The following is an 18783-nucleotide window of genomic DNA, read 5'->3' as shown; positions in this document are numbered from 1 at the left end:
CCCACTGATCACGACTCAAAGCGACGCCCGGGGCGGTCTCTTCCGGCTCTTGCATGACGTCCGGCACGACACGGAATCCTGCGACCCCGCCGAGCTGGCCGTCGCACCGGCCCCAACACCCCTGTCCACAACGGGAGATCCGAGCATCACCACCCAGTACTGTATGGCCATGACTCACCCTGCACCCATGACCATGCCCACCCGTTTCGACGGAACCAAGGACCGTGTCGCAGTGGTCGTTCCGGGTGTCGGTTACTCGCCTGCCCGGCCGCTCCTGCACTTCGCCCGCAGCGTCCTGCTCCAGCACGGCTGGACGGTCCAGGAGCTGTGGTGGCAGATCCCCGACCAGTTCGCGCAGTTCACCGTGGATGAGCGGATCGCCTGGGTGGAGCGGCAGGTCACCGAGGCCGTCGAAGCCGAGGACGGGGCCTGCCGCCTCGTCGTCGGCAAGTCCCTGGCCTCCCTCGCCTGCGGCATCACAGCCGACCGCGACATCCCCGCAGCCTGGCTCACCCCGGTCCTGACCCTTGACCACGTTGCCACGGCTCTGCGGCGAGCCACGCAGGCGACCCTCCTCATCGGCGGAAGCGCCGACACACTCTGGGACACCCACCTCGCCGCGTCCCTGCACCACGACGTCCTGGAAATACCCGCGGCAGACCACAGCCTGGAACTCACCGGCGATACCGCAGGATCGGTTGACGTCCTGCGCCATGTCGTCTCCCGGCTCGACCACTTCATCGCCTCACTCACCCACTGACAGCAGACCGACAACGAATGTTGCCCAGTGCCGAACTCCCCCGCCCCGGGGACGGACCCGACCGGGCCGGGGGTCTGGGGTCTGTCGTCAAAGTGATCTTGGGTTGTGGATCATGGGCGGGTGATACGTCGCCATGAACTGTCGGACGCTGAGTGGGAGCTCGTGCAGCCGTTGCTGCCTCGGCCTGTGCTGGGACGGCCGCGGCTGGATGACCGGACGATTCTGAGCGGGATCGTGTGGAAGTTCCGGACAGGGGTCGCCTGGCGGGATGTGCCCGACCGGTACGGGTCGTGGGCCGGCCTCCACACCCGTTTCCGCAGGTGGGCGGCGGACGGAACGTTCGAGCGGATGCTCCGGGCCGCGCAGGCGCGAGCGGACGCGGCAGGCGACATCGAGTGGCTGGTGTCGGTGGACTCCAGTGTTGTCCGTGCACACCAGCACGCGGCCGGGGCCCGAAAAGGTGCCTCTATGGTTTTCGTCAAGCCGTAGCGGGTGTGGGTGGTTGGTAGAAGGTGCCGTCGCGGAGCATCGCGAAGAGGACGTCGATGCGGCGGCGGGCGAGTGCGATGAGGGCCGGGATGTGGTGTTTTCCCTCGCGGCGTTTGCGGTCGTAGTAGGCGCGTGACTCGGGCTGGGAGAGCGAGGCGAACGCGGCGAGGTAGAAGGCCCGTTTGAGTTGTTTGTTGCCTCGCCGGGAAGGATGTTCGCCGCGGATGGACGTGCCGGAGTTCCGGGTGACGGGTGCGAGGCCGGCGTAGGCGGCGAGGTGGTAGAAGGCTGTGGCGAAGCCGCTGGCGTCTCCGACGTCGATGAGGATGCGGGCCGCGGTCCTGATCCCGATGCCGGGCATCGAGATCAGGACCTGGGAAAGAGGGTGGGCCTCCAGGAGTTCCTCGATCCGGGCCGCGAGGAGTTTGCGCTGTTCAAGCACCGACTGGAGCGAACTGGCGAGGCTAGGGACGATCAGCGCGGCAGCGTCGGTGCCCGGGACGACGACGGTTTGTTCGTCGAGTGCAGTGAAGATGTCCTCGACCAGCCGCTCCGCCATCCGCGGCGCTTTGGGACGTATCAGGGTCACGAGGCGACGGCGTCCGGCTTTACGGATCTGGGCCGGGGAGCCGAACTGGTCCAGCAGCCTGAGCACGGCCGGGTGCTGGATCCGCGGTCCCAGGACCCGTTCCAGGGACGGGTGGATCTGTGTGAGGAGGCCGCGGAGCCGGTTCGCGATCCGGGTGGACTCGCCCGCGAGATCGTCGTCGAACCCAACAATCATCGCGAGCTCGGCAACGGTCTCGTCCGCGAGATCGATCGTCCTCAGGGTGTGGGGCATCGCTCTGGCGGCATCCGCGATGATGAACGCGTCACGAGCGTCCGTTTTCGCCTCACCGGGGTAGAGATCGGCGATCCGTCGCATCGTGAGTCCGGGCAGATAGGCGACCTGGCAGCCCGCGTCCCGGGCGACGGCCAGCGGCAGGGCCCCGATGGAAGCCGGCTGGTCGACGACCACCAGTACCGTTCCGTGCTTGGCCTTCAGTTTGTCGAACAGCTCCTGCAGCTTTGGCTCGCTGTTGGGAAGCGGCTTGTCGAACACCTTCTTCCCCGCCTGGTTCACGGCGGCGGCGTGGTGATCGCCCTTGCCGACGTCCAGGCCCAGATAGACGTCGATGCCAGTCTCGTCCGACATGCCCTTCGCTCCCGTGCTCGCACTCTTCCCCGGCCTCACCTGCGGCATCAGCGTGCCGGCATCCACGTTACGAAGAGACTGCCCGAAGGCGCTCGTGCCTCTAATCAGCGGTCTGCCAATGCCTTCGGCACCGGCGACACCACCTTTTCGATCATCTCGACTGGGGGCTCGAGTCATACCGGGGCCGAAGGCCGGGAGCCTCATTGCGAGGCCACGAAGACGGTAACGGGGCTCCGCAGCCCGGCCCTCGGCCGGTCCCGCGGCGGACTGACCAGCAAGATTCACCTGGCCTGCGACGGTTCGGGCCATCCACTCGCGTTCGTCCTGACCAGCGGGAACATCAACGACTGCACTCAGTTCACCGCCGTGATGGACGCGATACGAGTGCCCCGGGTCGGGCCGGGGCGACCGCGCATCAGGCCCGACCACGTCATCGGCGACAAGGGCTACAGCTCGAAGGCCATCCGTACCTGGCTGCGGCGCCACGGCGTCACGCACACGATCCCCGAACGGTCGGACCAGGTCCGCAACCGGACCCGGCGAGGCAGCCGGGGAGGCCGACCGCCGGCCTTCGACAAGCAGGTCTACAAGCGCCGCAACGTGGTGGAACGGTGCTTCAACCGGCTCAAGCAGTGGCGCGGCATCGCGACCAGGTACGACAAGACCGCCCAGTCCTACCAAGCAGCCGTCACCCTCGCGTCGCTCCTGATGTGGGCGTGACACTTTGACGACAACTCCTAGGGCCATCGCTCTACGGCGAGTCTGAGCGATCCCCGTCGGCCATGGGCCGACGGGGATCGTGGTGCGAGCGACTGGCGCCAAGCCCGCAGGAACGTCTGATTGCGGTGCCGGTGGGCTCAGCCGGCTACCGCGAGGGAGCGCATGGGGTCACCGATGCGGCGCCAGTCCATGCCGCGCCATTCCCAGACCGCCATGGTCGGCTTGTCCAGCTGGTACACGCGGTCCGCGCGTGCTCCGAACCCCGCGCCGGCCTCGCCGATCCGTGCCCAGGCGCCTTCGTGGTAGCGCCACAGGCCGCCGTCGGTCTCGTTCGTGGCGTACAGATCAGCGGGACCCGCGTGAAGAGACCCGGCGGGCCCGCCGACATTGCTCCATACGCCGGGCTCGCCGCTCCAGCGGAACACCGCGTCGCGCTCGGGGTTGAGGCCGTACAGGTGTCGCCCGCTCACCGCGAAGTCGGCTCCGGCGCCGCCGGCGTACGTCCATAGGTCGCCTTGTCCCGAGTACGCGAAGATCCTGCCGTCGACGGGGTCCGTCGCGAAGAGGCCCGCGCCTCCTGCGTACAGCGCCGCGGCTGGTCCCCCGATCTTCGTCCACGTACCGAGGCCGCGGTTCCATCGGTGGACCGCACTGTGGTCCGCGGCCAGGCGGAACAATTGGGTGCCACTCGTGGCGAAGGCGGCCGCGCGTTCGCTGACGCTCGTCCAATCGCCGGGGATGCCGGAGTAGGTCCGGAGTGCACCGGTCTGGGGGTCCGTGGCGAAGACTCCGGCCGCGCCGGCGTACAGCTTCTCGGCAGGGCCGCCTATACGTACCCAGGCCGTACCCCTCCCGCTCCACTGCATGACGGCCCGGCCGTCGCGGGCAATGGCATAGACGCCGCTGCCCATCGGTGCGGGGGGCTCAGCGGGAACTCGTGTCGTTGGGGGTGCTGGGGCCGCGTGGGAACGACCTTGTGCCGGTCGGGGCGAGGAAGCGGGGTGGGCGGGAGACGACGGCGGGGAAGGGCGGAGTGCCGGTGTGCTCTCGCGCTCGCCCGGGTGGGACGGCGTGGGCGGGCCTGCTGCGTCACCCTCGTGAGGTCCTTCGGTGGGCGCTTGCGGCAGTGGACCGGGGACTCGCGGTCCTGCTTCCGCGCGGAGCGCCGGCCCCACATCCAGGCTCGTCGCCGCAGCCCCGAAGACCACGAGGGCGCACACGAGCAGAAGGACACGGCGCCTCCAGCCCATGGACAACCACGCGTGTTTCAAGGCACCTTGCCGTGTGGTGGCCGGCAGCAGGCGACCGCCGGGCCAGCTGCGCGGGCGCCGCGTGACGTACCCGGAGGCGAGCGCCACTTCTCGCGCCCGGATCTCGCTGCTGCCACTTCGCCGGGCCAGTTCGGCGCGCCGGCGGGGCAGGTAGGTGTGTGCGACGGCTACTTCGGTTTCGGGCCGACCCCGCGGTGTTCTGCCCCCGGTGTGCCGGACCGGCATAAATCTCGGGCGCACCACGATCTCGCCGCGTGACGCACCCTCCACCGCAGCATCGGCCCGTGGCCCTCGCTGCCCATGCTCCTGCGTCGCCCTCCGCACGTGGGGGAATTCGCATGCGTTCTGGGTATCAGACCGCGCCTGGGACTGTCCTTCCGGGCCTTGCCCCACCGCATCCGGTCGCTCCCTGTTCGGTGTTGCCTCCCCAGGAGTGCGTGCCGCCGGGCCCGCAGCGGCGCGCACAAGCGCGTCGTTCAACTCGCTCTGCAATCTGGCCGTCACGCCCAGGAGCGTGCGCACCATTTCTTCCGCCTCGGCCAGTTGGGCCTCGTGGCCCCGGAAGAACTCCCCTTTGGCTCTGGGTGGTTCACTCGGCGAAGGACCCTGACCAAAGGCTTCCGCCACGCTCCCCCGTCCTGCCTCCGCCTCGCAGGCGGCGTCATGCAGACGTTTGGCGCGGGAGAGGACTTCCGCACGACCCCTGGCATCGCGCAGTCGGCCGCGCACCACCCTTTCCAACAGCTCCCAGGGAATGGTCTTCGCGCCCGCCCGGTAGTCGCTCCAGCTCGATTTGCCAGCGCCGTAGCACCTTGCCAACTCCCGGACCGTGCGGCCCTTCGTCAGCTCCCGCAAGAAGACTGCCAGTGCGTTGGCCTCAATCGATTCCCCTCTTGGCTCCCCTTGCAACCGCCCTGCCCTGCCCATCGGTCGCCCCCTCCGCATCTGCGGGTACACCGCCGGTGACCCGCTACGATCACGTCGATTTCCCAGCAGACCAGTCGACGGGCATGGGCTTCCACCGATTGTCAGACAAATCGCGGATGCGTCAGAGCGGCACACCAAGAGGCATGCCGCTCAGTGCGTCGGCTGCCGCGCCGAAGCCCCCAACCGTCAGCGGGTGTCAGCCGCAGTGGGTGTGCCAGCGGTTGACGTCCTGGTCGTGGATCACACCGCCCCAGTCGATGCACGTTCCGCGACCGTCCACGTACACCGGACCGGCGTACAGGGTGTAGCGGCCGGAATCCACTTGCTGAACACCATTGTCGCGCCCGATCCATGCGGTCATCGCCATCGGCGGTCCCGACCGGTCACGCACGACGACCACACAGTTCTCCCCGGAATCGGCGTTCCAGGTCAAATATGTCGTGCCGAGGTCGCCGACCGGCGCGGAGTCCACCAGCACATGCCCTTGGCCGCACAGTCCGTATCCAGCGGCTCGGGCCGACGGCGCGGTGGCGAGGAGCAGCCCCGCCACGGCCGTCGCGGTGGCAGCCACAGCGGCGGTGCTCGGGGTCCTGCGCGGCTGCCGGGCTACCGGGCGGAAGAACCGTGAGCGCGGCATCAGCCGCAGTGTCCGTTCTTCGAGATGTATCCGTACAGGTACCTGCCTCCCCAACTCACGCAACTCCCCTTCGCATAGACAAAAACGGGCCCGGCGAAGCTCGCATAGTCTCCCGCGTCCTCGCGTCGCGAGGAGAAGTCATCAGCGTTTTCGAGCCATGCCGTCGTCCAAGCGGGAGAGCCGGGATACTGGCGTACTGTCACCACGCAGTTGTATCCCGAGGCGGAGTAGGTCAGATATACCGTCGCACCGGATTCCAGCCTCACCTCGTCGATGACTTCGTACCCGCTCCCACAGGCACCGTTGTACTCTCCGCCAGCGGGCTGGGCTGCCACCGCGGGCCGGCCGCTTCGAGAAGTCGCAGCGGCGGCTTCGGGTGCGGCCGCCAGCATGCCCGCCACGGAGGGCAGGGCCAGAGCCACCGCCATGAACCTCCTGCCGTGCTTCACAACAACTTCCTTCCGTGAGGTCGGTTGTACCGTTGCTGGATCACACACGGACGCGCGTACGCTCCAAGCGCGCCCTGTCGGCCATGCACCACGGGACGCGGCTGCGCTACCCGCAGTGCCGGTTGAACTGATATGAACCTGTGTCCGCAGGATCCACGTAGCCGCCCCAATTGAGGCACGTCGCCCGCCCGTTCACGTAGACCGGGCCCGCGTAGTGGTGGTAGAGGTTCTTGTCCTCTTCCTCATATCCATCAGCCGTGCGCTGGATCCACGCAGTCATGGTGTAGAGGTAGCCACCCTCGTTCTCACCGTATTTCTGGGTGACGACACAGTTGTAGCCGGTGGAACCGTTCCAGGTCAGAAAGGTGCGCCCATACCCACTGATGTCAAGTGAATCGACGACACGATATCCGGAGCCGCAGGCGCCATTGTACGGATCGTCGGCCTGTCTCGCCTCGGCTGCGGCCGGAATCGCCAGCACACTCACCATCGACACGAGTGCTGTGACACCTGCCTTGATGCTGATCTGCCTGGTCCTCATTGCGGGAATCCCCTGACTTGTCGTAGGAACGGGTACCCGTAGGGGTGGCGGCGGACGGAATCCGCCGCCACCCCTACGGAAAATAGCGTGGGGGGGCGAAGCGATGCGGCAGCTCAATCGCAGTGGTACGGCCCCTTGTGGAAGCGTGCGGCTCGCGAAGACGTGTCGTTGTTGTCGTCTCCGACGAACCCGTCCCAGATGATGCAGGCACCAGCCGCACTCACCGTGACCGGGCCCGCGTACTGTGAGAAGTACCCCTCGTCCCAGACCGGACGCCCTTCCCCGTCCGACCGTCGGATGCCGATGAAGACCCACTTGGTCGGATCGGCAGGAGCCACTTGCAGCACCGCACAGTTCTCACCGGTATTGGCGTTGTAGGTGAGATACCCGGTTCCGACGTACGCACCGTCCGCAGGTCGGTACATGCTGACGTGGTCTATCTCCCGGAAACCGGATCCGCATCCCCCGTCGTACGATGCGACTCCTGCCGCGGCCGGGCCGGCGGAGAAGAACATCCCTCCCCCGACAACCGCACCCGAGACGACCAGGGTTGTCAGTCGGCGCCGCATGCGGCGAGGGCGGTTTCGGGTTTTCTGCTTTCCGTGGTGAGGCGGATTCCCTACATGCAACGAAAGTGCGTTTCCCACGGGCCCTCCAGACTCGAGTTGAAGCGGCATACGCCTCAACATCGCCACAGCTGGTTTGTCCGTCAAGCAATTCCCCTCGAAGCCCCAGGTCAGCTGCGGACAATGGAACATTGTCCACGGACAACCGGTCACGCCACTCGCAAGGGCAGTCCATTTCAGTCATGCGAGGTGGTCCTACCGACTGCGAAATGGCGGGAAACCGGGCCTGGATGAACCTCACAGCTCGGGACAACGCTCCATCTGGCGGTACTTGGGCTGCGGCAGTCGTGCCTGCGCCCGTCGGTGAGCGGTGAACGGGCGGTAGTGGGCCGACTGGTTCGGCCTCGCGCCAGGGGTGCCGTGGCGCCGGGCCTCCCGGCCGATTGTTGGCGGGCTGCGGTTCAGCTCGTCGGCGATTGCCCGTACCGACTTCCTCCCCCGCCGTAGGTCGGCCGTGCACACCCGCTCCTCCTCGGACAGGAACCGGGCAGATATCGAGCGTGAGCCGTTCCGTTCCTCAGCCCGCAGATGGGGGTCAAACTCACGGAGGTCCCCGACGATCGGCTGGATAGCGGCCCGAACTGCCTTCCGGCCTGCCGTCGTGGGCTGCGCGCGTGCACCGCGCCTGCTGATCCACTCCTGGCCAGTCCGACGGTTGATGCTGACAATGCGGCTGGCCTCTCTGAGACTCAGACCTTTGCGTATCACTTCGAAGATCTGTTGCTTGACCTCGGTGGGTACCCTCTTACCGTTCGGGCGCCCCCGGCTGTGCCTATGTCTTTCATCGCCCATTTTGGGCGTTGGGCGATGCGACGTTCATTAAAACCCGCGAAGCCCGGCGGGGCTTCTCTCGAATTCAAGCAACGGTCGAACTCTGGCAATCCGAGCCCATCGCGATGGGCCCTCGCAAGAGCGCCCTCTTCGATGCCGATCTTCTCTTCGTCGACAACACGAAGGAGAGCAACCCTCATGGACTCCTCATCAACGTCCGGCGGTACATCACTGGCCCACGAGTGCCCCGTTGCATCAATCTCCCAGGAACATTCAAAACTGCGCAGCATGGCATCAACCAGGCTGCACCGGATCAAGGCCGAGGTACAGAGGCGTGGGGGCACCGTGCCGCTCGTCGACATGCTCAGGAAGCAGTGCTGCGTACCGGCTGCCTGGACGCGGGTCACCTCCGTCTCCGGCAGCAGCAACCTCTCGCCGGGGGTTACTGGCCGAACGCCTGCTGCCGGTCATCTACGCGTACGGCACGAACACCGGGATCAAGGCCGTGGCGTCCGGCGGCCACGGCCACAGCCACACCGAGGACGAACTGCGCTACGTCCGCCGCCGCTGCCTCTCCACGGAGTCGGGCGCGCGCCATCGCCGTACAGCCGGCCCTACGGTGAGGTGAACCTCAATACGGGCGCCCGCCGGGACCTCGCCGCGGCGTCCGTACCGGCCCCGGGGCCCCGCCCACCAGGCGGCGCGATCCACCGCGGAGGACGCGTGAACCTGCGCCTGTCCAGCACGAGCGGCCCCGTCGGCCCATCATGGACCATCCGGTTCCGCGAGCCGTGACTGCCTCGCTTCACCGGGGCTCGGGCCTGTTACGCCTGCACGCCCTCTGGCTGCGCCTCCGCGCCCCCGCGAGGGGAGTTGTGGATTCCGCTGGGCAGGTGCCTATTGATAGTAGGCAATGAACGGCGTCCGGGCTGGGGCTCGGTGGCACGAAGCGGTGTCTCCGTGCACAGTGTCCTGCCTTCATCGCGCACTGTGCGAGGTCCGTGAGACCGCCGCTACTCGCCAAGCCCTCCTCTCCTTATCCGCTTCCTGCGCCCAAACCGCTTCGACGTGAGACGTAACACCGCAGGCCGGTAACCGGTTCGCCGCAGGGTGCCGGACCCACCGTGCAGGTCCGGCATCCGCTGCGGCTCGGAGGCGATCGTCCATATCGGTCCGGCATGCGGGGTACGGCTTTGCGTGCTGCGTCAGAGCAGAAGCCCGGCGGTTGAGCACAGCCCGTTCTCTGTCGAACCTCCAGGTTGAGAGATGTGGTGTCAATGGCAGCAGTCGTGCCGATCGCAGTGATCGGCATTGGGTGTCGATTCGCCGGAGGGATCGATTCAGCGGAGGCCTTGTGGCGGGTCCTGACAGAAGGCCGCAGTGTGGTGAACGAGGTCCCGGCGCATCGATGGGACGTGGGAGCGGTGTTCGATCCCGAGCCAGGCATCGCCGGGAAGACGTCGTCGCGGTGGGGCGGATTTCTCGATGACGTGAGTGGCTTCGAGCCGGACTTCTTCGGGCTGACCGACCGGGAGGCGGAGCTGATCGACCCGCAGTTCCGGTTGCTGCTGGAAACCTCGTGCGAGGCCCTGGAGCACGCCGGATACGCCCCGCACAGCGTGCGGGGATCGTCGACTGCGGTGGTGGTGGGCTGTTCGTATGAGGACTACATGGACATGATGGACTTCGACCGGGGGCTGCGGAGCCCGGATGCGGCCCACGGCATCATCGGGACCACCCGCTTCACCTCCTCCAGCCGGATCTCCTACCTGCTCGACCTCCGTGGCCCGGCCATCACGCTGGACACGGCCTGTTCGTCGTCCCTGGTGGCGGTGCACCTGGCGGCTCAGGCGCTGCACACCGGCGAGGTCGACCTGGCTCTGGCCGGTGGGGTGATGCTCTCCCTGCAGGCGAAGAACACTCTGGTGTTCTCCGCGCTGGGGGTGCTGTCCCCGACGGGACGGTGCCATGCGTTCGACGCGGACGCCGATGGTTACGTGCGCGGCGAGGGCGGCGCGATGATCGCTCTCAAACGGCTGCCCGACGCGCTGGCCGCGGGTGACCGGGTGCTGGCGGTGCTGCCCGGCACCGGGATCAACAACAACGGCCGCTCCGACACCATGCTGAGCCCATCGGTCGAAGGCCAGCGGGCGCTGCAGGAGCGGGTGCTGGCCCGTGCTGGGGTCGACCCGTCTCAGGTAGCGCTCATCGAGACCCACGGTCCGGGCACGGTGGTGGGCGACCCGATCGAGTACACCGCACTGCGGGACGTCTATGGTGCCGGTGCGGTGCCCTGCGCCCTGGGGTCGGTCAAGACCAACATCGGGCACTGCGAGACCGCGTCGGGGATCGCCGGGCTGATCAAGGCGGTGCTCGCGGTTCGCCACGGACAGATCCCGGCGAACCTGCACTTCACCCGGTGGAACCCGGAGATCGATCCCAGCGGCTGCCGCCTGTTCGTCCCCACGGCAACGGCCCCGTGGCCGCAGGTGGACGGGCCGCGTCTGGCCGCCGTCTCCTCCTACGGGATGTCGGGGACCAATGCCCACGTCCTGGTCGGGCAGGCACCCGACCCGGCCCGAGCTGCCTGCGAGCCCTGCGGGCAGGAGCAGGCGAGCCGGCTGTATCCGGTGTCGGCGGGTTCCGAGCAGGCGCTGGCCGAGACGGCCGGACGGATCGCGGACTGGCTGGAGGGCGATGGCGCCGGCATCTCGCTCGCCGACATCGGCCACACGCTGGCGCACCGGCGCGAACAGCGCACCGCGCGGGCGGTGCTGGCCGCACGGGACCGCACGGAGCTGACACGGCGGCTGCGCCGGCTGGCCTCCGGGAAACCGGATCGCGATGTCTGGACCGGGACGGCGGGGCGGCACCGGCAGGGTCCTGTGTGGCTGTTCTCCGGGCAAGGATCGCAGTGGGCCGGGATGGGCCGTGCCTTACTGGCGGCGGAGCCCGCGTTCGCCGCGGCGGTGGACGCACTGGAGCCGCTGGTGCGGGCCGAGTCCGGATTCTCGGTCCGTGCGGCGATCCAGTCCGACGAGGTGGTGACGGGGTTCGCCCGGGTGCAGCCGGCGCTGTTCACCATGCAGGTCGCCCTCGCCGCGGCATGGCGTGCGCGGGGGATGCAACCGGCAGCGGTGATCGGCCACTCCATGGGCGAGGTGGCCGCCACGGTGGTCGCCGGGGGCTTGTCGCTCGCCGACGGGGTGGCGGTCATCTGCCGCCGGTCCCGGCTGTCCGCACAGCTGGCCAGTGGCGGTGCCATGGCCCAGGTCGCCTTGCCCCATGCTCAGGTTGAGGCCGACCTGGCCGCTGCCCACACCGATGTCGCCATCGCGGCCTGGAGCTCTCCCGCAGCCACGATCGTCTCGGGGAACAGCGACCGCGTCCATGCACTCGTATCGGCATGGACATCGCGTGGCATCGCAGCTGCGGTCATCGCGGTCGACGTGGCCTCACACAGCCCTGCGGTCGACCCGGTCCTGCCCGAACTCCAAGCCTGTCTGGCGGATCTCAAACCCCGTACCAGCACGGACGACGTCACCTTCTACAGCACGGTCCTCACCGACCCTCGCGCGGTGCCGGCCTTCGATGCCCGGTACTGGCGGGACAACCTCCGCCACCCCGTGCGGTTCAGCGGCGCCTGCGGTGCCGCGCTGGCCGACGGACACCGCATCTTCGTCGAGGTCGCCCCGCACCCACTACTGCTCCGGGCAGTGGCTGACACCGCCGCGCACGCCGGGCGCGAGATCGTCACGCTGCCCACCATGACCCGGGGCGGCGACGACCCGTCCGGGCTGCTGTCCCAGACCGCCATCGCCCACTGCGCCGGCGTACCGCTGGACTGGCCGGAACACATCGACGGCGACCTCGCCGAGGTGCCGCTCCCGGTCTGGGCCCGGCGGCACCTGTGGATGCCCGAGAGCATGCGGTCCCGGCCCGAGGAGCACGCATACGGGCATCCTCTGCTGGGCGTACACGTGCGGCTCCCGGATGACGGCCGGGGCGAACAGCATCTGTGGCAGGCAGACATCGGGACCGACCGCCACCCCTGGCTGGCCGATCACCGTGTCTTCGGCACCCCGGCCCTGCCCGGCGCCTGCTACGCCGAGATGGCTCTGGCCGCGGCCGGCGAGCTGTTCGGCACGGAAGCCTCCACCGACGTCGGCGACCTCGCCTTCCATGCCCTGCTGAGCCTCGGCGCACATACCTCGGTGACCACCCGGGCCACCTTCCGGGCCCCGGACCACGCCGCCGTCGAGATCACCTGCGCCGACGGCGAGCAGCCCCTCTTGTTGGCCACCGCCACGGTGCGCCGTCTGCCGCGGAACTCTCCGGTCCCCGAGCCTGCCGACCTGCCCGGTCCGCTGGCCACGGAGCAGGCGGCATCCAGCGTCGCCCCGGTCTACGCGGTCGGGCTGCGCAAAGGCATCCTGCACGGCCCCGGCTTCGCCGCTCTGACCGCTGTCCACGCCGTCGAGCCGGGCGAGCGAACCGTCACCGCCCAGATCATGCTGCCCGCCGAGCACCGTTCCTCGCCCCTTGCCTTCACGGTGCATCCGGTACTGCTGGATGTCTGCCTGCAGACCATGGGCGCCCACCGCGACATCCTCACCGCCGAGGCCACCTTCCTGCCTCTGGGCATGGGCGCCGTCCGCCGCTTCGGCGACCCCCGGCAGGCCCGCTGGTGCCAAGCTCGCCTCCACACCGTGGACCAGCACGGCGCACAGGCCGACGTCGATCTGCTGGCCGAGGACGGCACCGTCCTGGTCCGCATCACCGAGGCCCGGATCGGCAGTTCCACCGCCCACACGGACGAGAACGGCCACGACGCCGCGATCAGCGGCCGGACACTGGCGGTTGCCTGGGAGCCGTCCCCCTGCCCGGAGCGGACCAGCACCGACGGGACGTGGCTGGTCTGCGTCGAGGAGCACGGGGACCAGCTAGGTCCCAAGCTCGCCGACGTCCTGTCCTCGGCCGGCGGGCGGGCCGACGTCTCTGCCGCCGCCCTGCACGACAGCGACGCACTCCTTCACGCGATCACCGAGCATCTCGCTTCCGGAGGCGACCGCGTCGTCCTGCTGTGCCCCGCCCCGCCCGAGCACCAGACCCTCCAAGGCGTCGAAAACGCCCGCTTGCGAGTGCGGCGCCTGGCCCGCGCGGTGGGTGCCCTGGCCGACATGCCGCTGGGGAGCGAGTTCCGGCTGTACGTGATCACCCGCGGCGCCCAGCCCGCCCCCGGCACCACCGGCATCAACCTGGAGCAATCCGCACTGCGGGGCCTGTGCCGGGTCATCGGTGGCGAGCACCCCGAACTGCGCACCACCCAGGTCGACCTCGACCCCGGTATCCGCCCGCTCACCGACACCGCGAAGGAGCTGGCCGCCGAACTCATCGGTGGAGACAGCGAAGACGAGACCGCCTGGCGCAACGGCGTCCGCCACATCGCCCGCCTGCGCCAAGCCCCGCTCAGGGACGACGAACGCCACACCACGGTGGCCTCATTCGGCCGCGACGGCCTGGCACCCTCACCTCGTCACCGCGGCGATCTCGACTCGGTCGAGCTGGTCACCCGCCCCCGACGCCCACCTGGGAGCTGCGAAGTCGAGATCGGCGTGCACGCCGCGGGCCTGAACTTCAAGGACGTCCTCAACGCGCTGGGCACGCTGCCCGGCGACGACACCGCCGCCATCCCGCTGGGGCTCGACTGCGCGGGCGAAGTCACGGCCGTCGGAGCGTCGGTGACCGGGCTGCGGGTCGGTGACCGGGTCGCCGCCTTCGGCCCGGGTGCCCTGGGTACCTTCGTCACGCTGCCCGCGGACACCGTGTTCCGCATCCCCCCGGGCATGAGTTTCCCGGAGGCCGCGACCCTGCCCGCGGTGTATCTGACCGCCTGGTACGCGCTGCACCACCTGGCCCGCGTACAGCCGGGCGAGCATGTCCTGATCCACTCCGCGACCGGCGGTCTGGGCCAGGCCGCGATCGCCCTGGCCCAGACCGCCGCGCGGTCATCCACGCCACTGCGGGCACCGAGGCCAAACGGGAGATGCTGCGAGACCTCGGCGTCGCGAGCATCGGGGATTCGCGCACCCTCGATTTCGCCGAGCACGTCCGCGCTGCCACCAAGGGCCAGGGGGTCGACATCGTCGTGAATTCCCTGACAGGTCCTGCCCTCCGCACCAGTTTGGACCTGCTCCGCCCCGGCGGGCGCTTCATCGAGGTCGGCAAGAAGGACATCCACGCCCATCACCAGCTGGGACTGTTTCCCTTCCACCGCAACATCACCTTCGCCAGCGTCGATCTGACCCTGATCGCCGCGCAGTTGCCCGCCCTGGCCCGGGAGCTGACCCGGGAAGTCGGCGAGGAAGTCGCCGCGGGCCGCATCACCCCTCTCCCCCACACCGTCCACCCGCTGGAGGACCTCGCCGGTGCCCTGCGCACCATGGCAGCCGCCGCGCACACCGGCAAGCTGGTCGTCACCATCCCCCAGGACGGCAGCACACCCGCCATCGTCCCGCCCGGCCAGGTCCGCCTCACCCGTGGCGACGGGTCCTATCTCATCACCGGGGGGCTGGGAGGGCTGGGCCTGCTGCTGGCCCGCGATCTCGCCCAACACCACGCCGGCCGCATCATCCTCAACGGCCGCAGCCGGCCCGGCCCGGACGCGGCCCGGGTCCTGGACGAACTACGCCGGGGCGGGGCCGACATCGCCGTCGTACTCGGCGACATCACCGACCCGGCCACCGCAGCCCGGCTCGTGGCCGCCGCCACCGCCACCGGACTCCCGCTGCGCGGCATCGCCCACGCCGCCGCCAGCATCCACGACGCGACCGTGGCGGGCATCGACGACGAACTGCTCTCCCAGGTATGGGGAGCCAAAACGCTCGGTGCCTGGCACCTGGACCAGGCCGCCGTCGGCCAGCCGCTGGACTGGTGGCTCGGCTTCTCCTCCGCCGCCACCCTGATCGGCAACCCCGGCCAAGGGGCCTACGCCGCCGCCAACGGCTGGCTGGACGCCTTCACCCAGCACCGCCGCGCCCACGGCCTGCCCGCCCACAGCATCCAGTGGGGAGCCTGGGCCGACCACGGACGCGGCGCAGCCCTCGCCGACCGCGAGTTCACCATGATCAGCCCCAGTGAGGGGCTGGCCGCCTGCCGCACCATCCTCAGCCACACCCGGGCACACACCGGGTACCTCCCCCCACGCGACGCACGCCGGTTCATCGGGGAACGTCTGCACACCACGCCCTTCTTCACCGCCCTCGCCGGCCCCCGCCCGGCAGACGCGGCACAGGGCCAGTACGCCGAGCTCCAAACACAACTCCAGGAGGCCGACCCGGTCACCCGGCGCGCCCTGGTCGCCGACTTCCTGGCCACCGATGTGGCCGACATCCTGCGCCGCAACCGCGCCATGGTGGACCCCGACACTCCCTTGACCGATCACGGCCTGGACTCCCTGATGGCCACTCAACTCTGCGTCCACATCAGCCAAGCACTCGGCATCCGGATCCCCGCCAAGGCCATCTGGAAGCACTCCACCATCAGCGCCCTGGCCCACCACCTCGCCGACCGCCTCGAAGCCGCTGAAACACCCGCGCCGGTGCTGACATGAAGGGTCCCCGGGTGGTCGTCCTCGGCTGTGGGATAGCCGGGATGCTGGCTGCCGCGGCGATCGCCGAGTACGCCGACACCCTGACGATCCTCGAACGCGACCGGATGCCCGAGCACCCCACTGTGCGCAAGGGCGTGCCCCAGGGCCGGCACCTGCACGGCCTGCTCTCCACCGGCGCCCGCGCGATCGACACCCTGCTGCCCGGTGCCCTGACCAGCCTGCTCAACCACGGCGCCCACCACCTCGGTCTCGCCGAGCAGACCCTGATCTACGGTCCGTACGGATGGATGCGCCCCTACCCGACCGGTCACTTCATCCTCGGTGCCAGCAGGCCCCTGGTCGAGTGGACAGTCCACACCCACCTCCTGCGCCAACACCGCATCCAGCTGATAGAAGGTGCCGAGGTGGTGGGACTGACAGGTGACGCCGACCGCGTACGCGGCGTCCGCATCCGCCACCGCGACATCAGACACTCGCGACAACTGGCGGCTGATCTGGTCATCGACGCCACCGGCCGCAGCTCCAAGACGTCCCAGTGGCTGGCTGAGTTCGGGATCGGACCGGTGCCCGTCACCGTGGTGGACTCCGGCCTGGCGTACGCCAGTCGTATCGTCCAGGTCCCCGCCAAGGCACCAACGCATCGATGCGTCACCGTACAGGCCGACCCGCGCGACAGCGTCCCGGGCCGTGGCGGCTTCTGGCTCCACATCGAGGGCGGCCAGGCGGTGATCACCCTGTCCGGGACCAAGGGTGCTCATCCACCGCTGGACGAGGAAGGATTCACGCGATTCGCCCGCAGCCTGCGCCACCCTCTCATCGGCGAACTCCTCACCAGCACTCGCCCGGTCACACACATCTCCGGATTCCGCGACACCGCCAACCAACGCCGCCACTACCACCGGTTCCCGTCCCTACCGGCCGGCCTGCTGGTGATCGGCGACGCGAGCACCACCTTCAACCCGCTCTACGGACAAGGCATGACCGTCGCGGCGCTGAGCGCACTGGCGCTACGGAAAGCCTGGCCAGGCGACCACCTGGGCAGTGCGGAATGCCGCCAGATCCAGCGGGCCATCGCCCGCACCGCCGACCTGCCGTGGACGGTGTGCACCGCCGAGGACATCCGCTACCCGGGCGCCAAAGGACCACGCCCATCGCCCGGCCTGCGCCTGGCGCAACGTGGCGTCGACCGGCTCCGCGCCGCGGCTGCACACGATCCCGCCGCAGCACAGACCTTCTTTGACGTGTTGAGAAGCCGTATCTCAACCGAACATCATCGCTTGATTTCCGCTGGTCAGGCATGGTCTAGCTCGGAATGAGGGAGGCATGCGGCGTCTTGTTTCGGCTCCGTGATCGGGGGGTGCGCGATGGCGTCGGTGCTGGGAATTCTGGAGGAGCGGGAGACAGCAGCCCGGGTGCGAGTGGAGGGTCTGCGGGAGGAAGTTACGCGGCTGGCTGGGGTGTTGGAGGCCGCGGAGATCGAGCTGGACCGACGGGTGATCGCGCGGGAGGAGCTGGTCGAGGCCCTGGCAGCCTCGGCTGCCGAGACCACCGCCGTGACCGCGGCGAAGGCGGAAACCGCGCCCTCGCCGGTGCCGGGTTCGATCGTGCCGCCTTGGCGCGAAGGACTGCCGGTGACGGTGCTGGCGCCGGACTATCAGCGGATTCTGGGCGTGCTCGACGAGCGGCAGCCTGCGGGCCAGGGGCCGCTGAAGGCCAGGGAGATCACGGCTCGGCTGGGCTTGGAGACAACGTCGGCGAAGGTCGAGGGGGTGCGCTCGAAGGCCCGGCGCCTGGCCGAGCGCGGGTGGCTCCTCATGGAGGAGTCGGGGGCATTCAGTGCCGGGCGGCGGCCCGTGGCCGTGCCAGACGCCGGCTCATCCGCGTGACCATCGACCACCGGATCATCGCCTCGCTACTGGCCGGCAACGTCTCGTAGTCCCGGCCCAGCCGGCGCGAATGCATTAGCCACGCGAACGTGCGCTCTGCCACCCAGCGCCTGGGCAGCACCACGAACCCTGTCATGTCGTCGGTGCGTTTGACGATCTCCAAGGTCAGCGCGAGTCTGTCCCGGCACCAGTCGACGAGGGAGCCGGTGTAGCCGCCGTCGGCCCAGACGAGGGTGATGTCGCGGTGCAGACGGCGCAGCTGCTGCAGCAGGCCCGTAGCGGCGTCGCGGTCACCGATGTTCGCGGCGGTGACACAGACGACCAGAGCAGACCGAGTGTGTCGGTCACGATGTGCCGCTTTCGCCCGGGCACTTTCTTCCCGCCGTCGTAGCCGCGTGAGGCGGCCGGCACCGATGGGGCGGCCCGCACCGACTGCGCGTCGATGATTCCCGCCGTGGGCTCGGCCTCACGGCCCTCGTGCTCACGGACCTTCCCTCGCAGCCGGTCGTGGAACTCAGCGATCAGCCCCTGCTCGCGCCAGCGGCGGAAGAAGGCGTAAACCCGGCCCCAGCCGGGGAAGTCCGCGGGCATCGCCCGCCACGAGATCCCGCCCGCGACCAGGTAGCGGACCGCGTCCAGCAGTTGGCGGTGGCAGTAGCCCTCGGGGCGTCCGCCCCTGCCCCTCAGCCAGGGCGGCACCGGCAGCAACGGCCGGATGGCCGCCCACTCCGCGTCCGTCATGTCCGACGGATATCGGCGTTCCCGGTCGGGATGGTCGGCCGCATTGCCGTACACGTGCGCGAGGCAATCACACGATCGTGCAGCCGAGTTGAACTGGACGGGCTCCAACGCGTACAACAACGACATCAGGGCCTCCCGGCACTGCTCGGTCAGATTCG

The 18783-nt window shown here is 69.1% G+C and carries 15 protein-coding genes; 7 read left to right on the top strand and 8 right to left on the bottom strand.

The window, feature by feature from the left end:
- Positions 1–187: 187 nt before the first annotated feature.
- Complete coding sequence (locus AB5J87_RS36915; protein ID WP_369383127.1) at positions 188–760, top strand: alpha/beta hydrolase; 573 nt, start codon at positions 188–190, stop codon at positions 758–760.
- A 105-nt stretch (positions 761–865) separates the two neighbouring features.
- The gene (locus tag AB5J87_RS36910) at positions 866–1249 is read left to right on the top strand and encodes an IS5 family transposase (protein WP_369383126.1); all 384 of its coding nucleotides are present in this window, start codon (positions 866–868) and stop codon (positions 1247–1249) included.
- Here AB5J87_RS36910 and AB5J87_RS36905 read toward each other — a convergent pair.
- Complete coding sequence (locus AB5J87_RS36905; RefSeq protein ID WP_369383125.1) at positions 1239–2444, bottom strand: IS110 family transposase; 1206 nt, start codon at positions 2442–2444, stop codon at positions 1239–1241. The two genes, AB5J87_RS36910 and AB5J87_RS36905, sit on opposite strands and share 11 nt — an antisense overlap.
- Here AB5J87_RS36905 and AB5J87_RS36900 point away from each other — a divergent pair.
- A complete protein-coding gene (locus AB5J87_RS36900) occupies positions 2382–3164 on the top strand; it encodes an IS5 family transposase (protein ID WP_369383124.1) in 783 nt (260 codons plus the stop codon). The two genes, AB5J87_RS36905 and AB5J87_RS36900, sit on opposite strands and share 63 nt — an antisense overlap.
- A 137-nt stretch (positions 3165–3301) precedes the next feature.
- On the opposite strand, the gene AB5J87_RS36895 is transcribed toward AB5J87_RS36900, so the two are convergent.
- From AB5J87_RS36895 to AB5J87_RS36870, 6 genes are all read right to left on the bottom strand, one after another.
- Positions 3302–4075, bottom strand: a complete 774-nt coding sequence (locus AB5J87_RS36895; protein WP_369383123.1) for a hypothetical protein — start codon at positions 4073–4075, stop codon at positions 3302–3304.
- Positions 4076–5558: 1483 nt separating this feature from the next.
- Positions 5559–5933: a spore-associated protein A gene (locus tag AB5J87_RS36890; protein ID WP_369383122.1), complete on the bottom strand. Its 375-nt coding sequence runs from the start codon at positions 5931–5933 to the stop codon at positions 5559–5561.
- Between the two features lie 65 nt (positions 5934–5998).
- Positions 5999–6448, bottom strand: a complete 450-nt coding sequence (locus AB5J87_RS36885) for a spore-associated protein A (protein ID WP_369383121.1) — start codon at positions 6446–6448, stop codon at positions 5999–6001.
- 106 nt (positions 6449–6554) lie between these two features.
- Positions 6555–6989 carry a spore-associated protein A gene (locus AB5J87_RS36880; protein ID WP_369383120.1) on the bottom strand — a complete coding sequence of 145 codons (435 nt, stop codon included), beginning with the start codon at positions 6987–6989 and terminating at the stop codon, positions 6555–6557.
- 113 nt (positions 6990–7102) lie between these two features.
- Positions 7103–7504, bottom strand: coding sequence for a spore-associated protein A (locus AB5J87_RS36875; RefSeq protein WP_369383119.1), 402 nt, complete (start codon positions 7502–7504; stop codon positions 7103–7105).
- Positions 7505–7852: 348 nt separating this feature from the next.
- On the bottom strand, positions 7853–8407 hold the full coding sequence (locus tag AB5J87_RS36870; RefSeq protein ID WP_369383118.1) for a helix-turn-helix domain-containing protein: 555 nt from the start codon (positions 8405–8407) through the stop codon (positions 7853–7855).
- Positions 8408–9663: 1256 nt separating this feature from the next.
- On the opposite strand from AB5J87_RS36870, the gene AB5J87_RS36865 reads away from it, so the two are divergent.
- The 4 genes from AB5J87_RS36865 to AB5J87_RS36850 are packed head-to-tail and all read left to right on the top strand — an operon-like array spanning position 9664 to position 17884.
- Positions 9664–14538 carry an acyltransferase domain-containing protein gene (locus tag AB5J87_RS36865; RefSeq protein WP_369383117.1) on the top strand — a complete coding sequence of 1625 codons (4875 nt, stop codon included), beginning with the start codon at positions 9664–9666 and terminating at the stop codon, positions 14536–14538.
- The gene (locus AB5J87_RS36860) at positions 14433–15998 is read left to right on the top strand and encodes an SDR family NAD(P)-dependent oxidoreductase (RefSeq protein WP_369383116.1); all 1566 of its coding nucleotides are present in this window, start codon (positions 14433–14435) and stop codon (positions 15996–15998) included. Before AB5J87_RS36865 ends, AB5J87_RS36860 begins: the two co-directional genes overlap by 106 nt.
- A 41-nt stretch (positions 15999–16039) precedes the next feature.
- Positions 16040–17314, top strand: a complete 1275-nt coding sequence (locus AB5J87_RS36855) for an NAD(P)/FAD-dependent oxidoreductase (RefSeq protein ID WP_369383115.1) — start codon at positions 16040–16042, stop codon at positions 17312–17314.
- Between the two features lie 48 nt (positions 17315–17362).
- Complete coding sequence (locus AB5J87_RS36850; protein WP_369383114.1) at positions 17363–17884, top strand: hypothetical protein; 522 nt, start codon at positions 17363–17365, stop codon at positions 17882–17884.
- On the opposite strand, the gene AB5J87_RS36845 is transcribed toward AB5J87_RS36850, so the two are convergent.
- A protein-coding gene (locus AB5J87_RS36845; RefSeq protein ID WP_369383113.1) for an IS5 family transposase occupies positions 17832–18625 on the bottom strand; the annotation gives its coding sequence in 2 pieces (ribosomal slippage) (positions 17832–18211 and positions 18211–18625; 795 coding nt in all). The two genes, AB5J87_RS36850 and AB5J87_RS36845, sit on opposite strands and share 53 nt — an antisense overlap.
- Positions 18626–18783: the final 158 nt, after the last annotated feature.

Source organism: Streptomyces sp. cg36 (genome assembly GCF_041080675.1).
In the GTDB taxonomy this organism is placed as follows: Bacteria; Actinomycetota; Actinomycetes; order Streptomycetales; family Streptomycetaceae; genus Streptomyces.
This window is presented reverse-complemented; position numbering and strand designations above follow the sequence as displayed.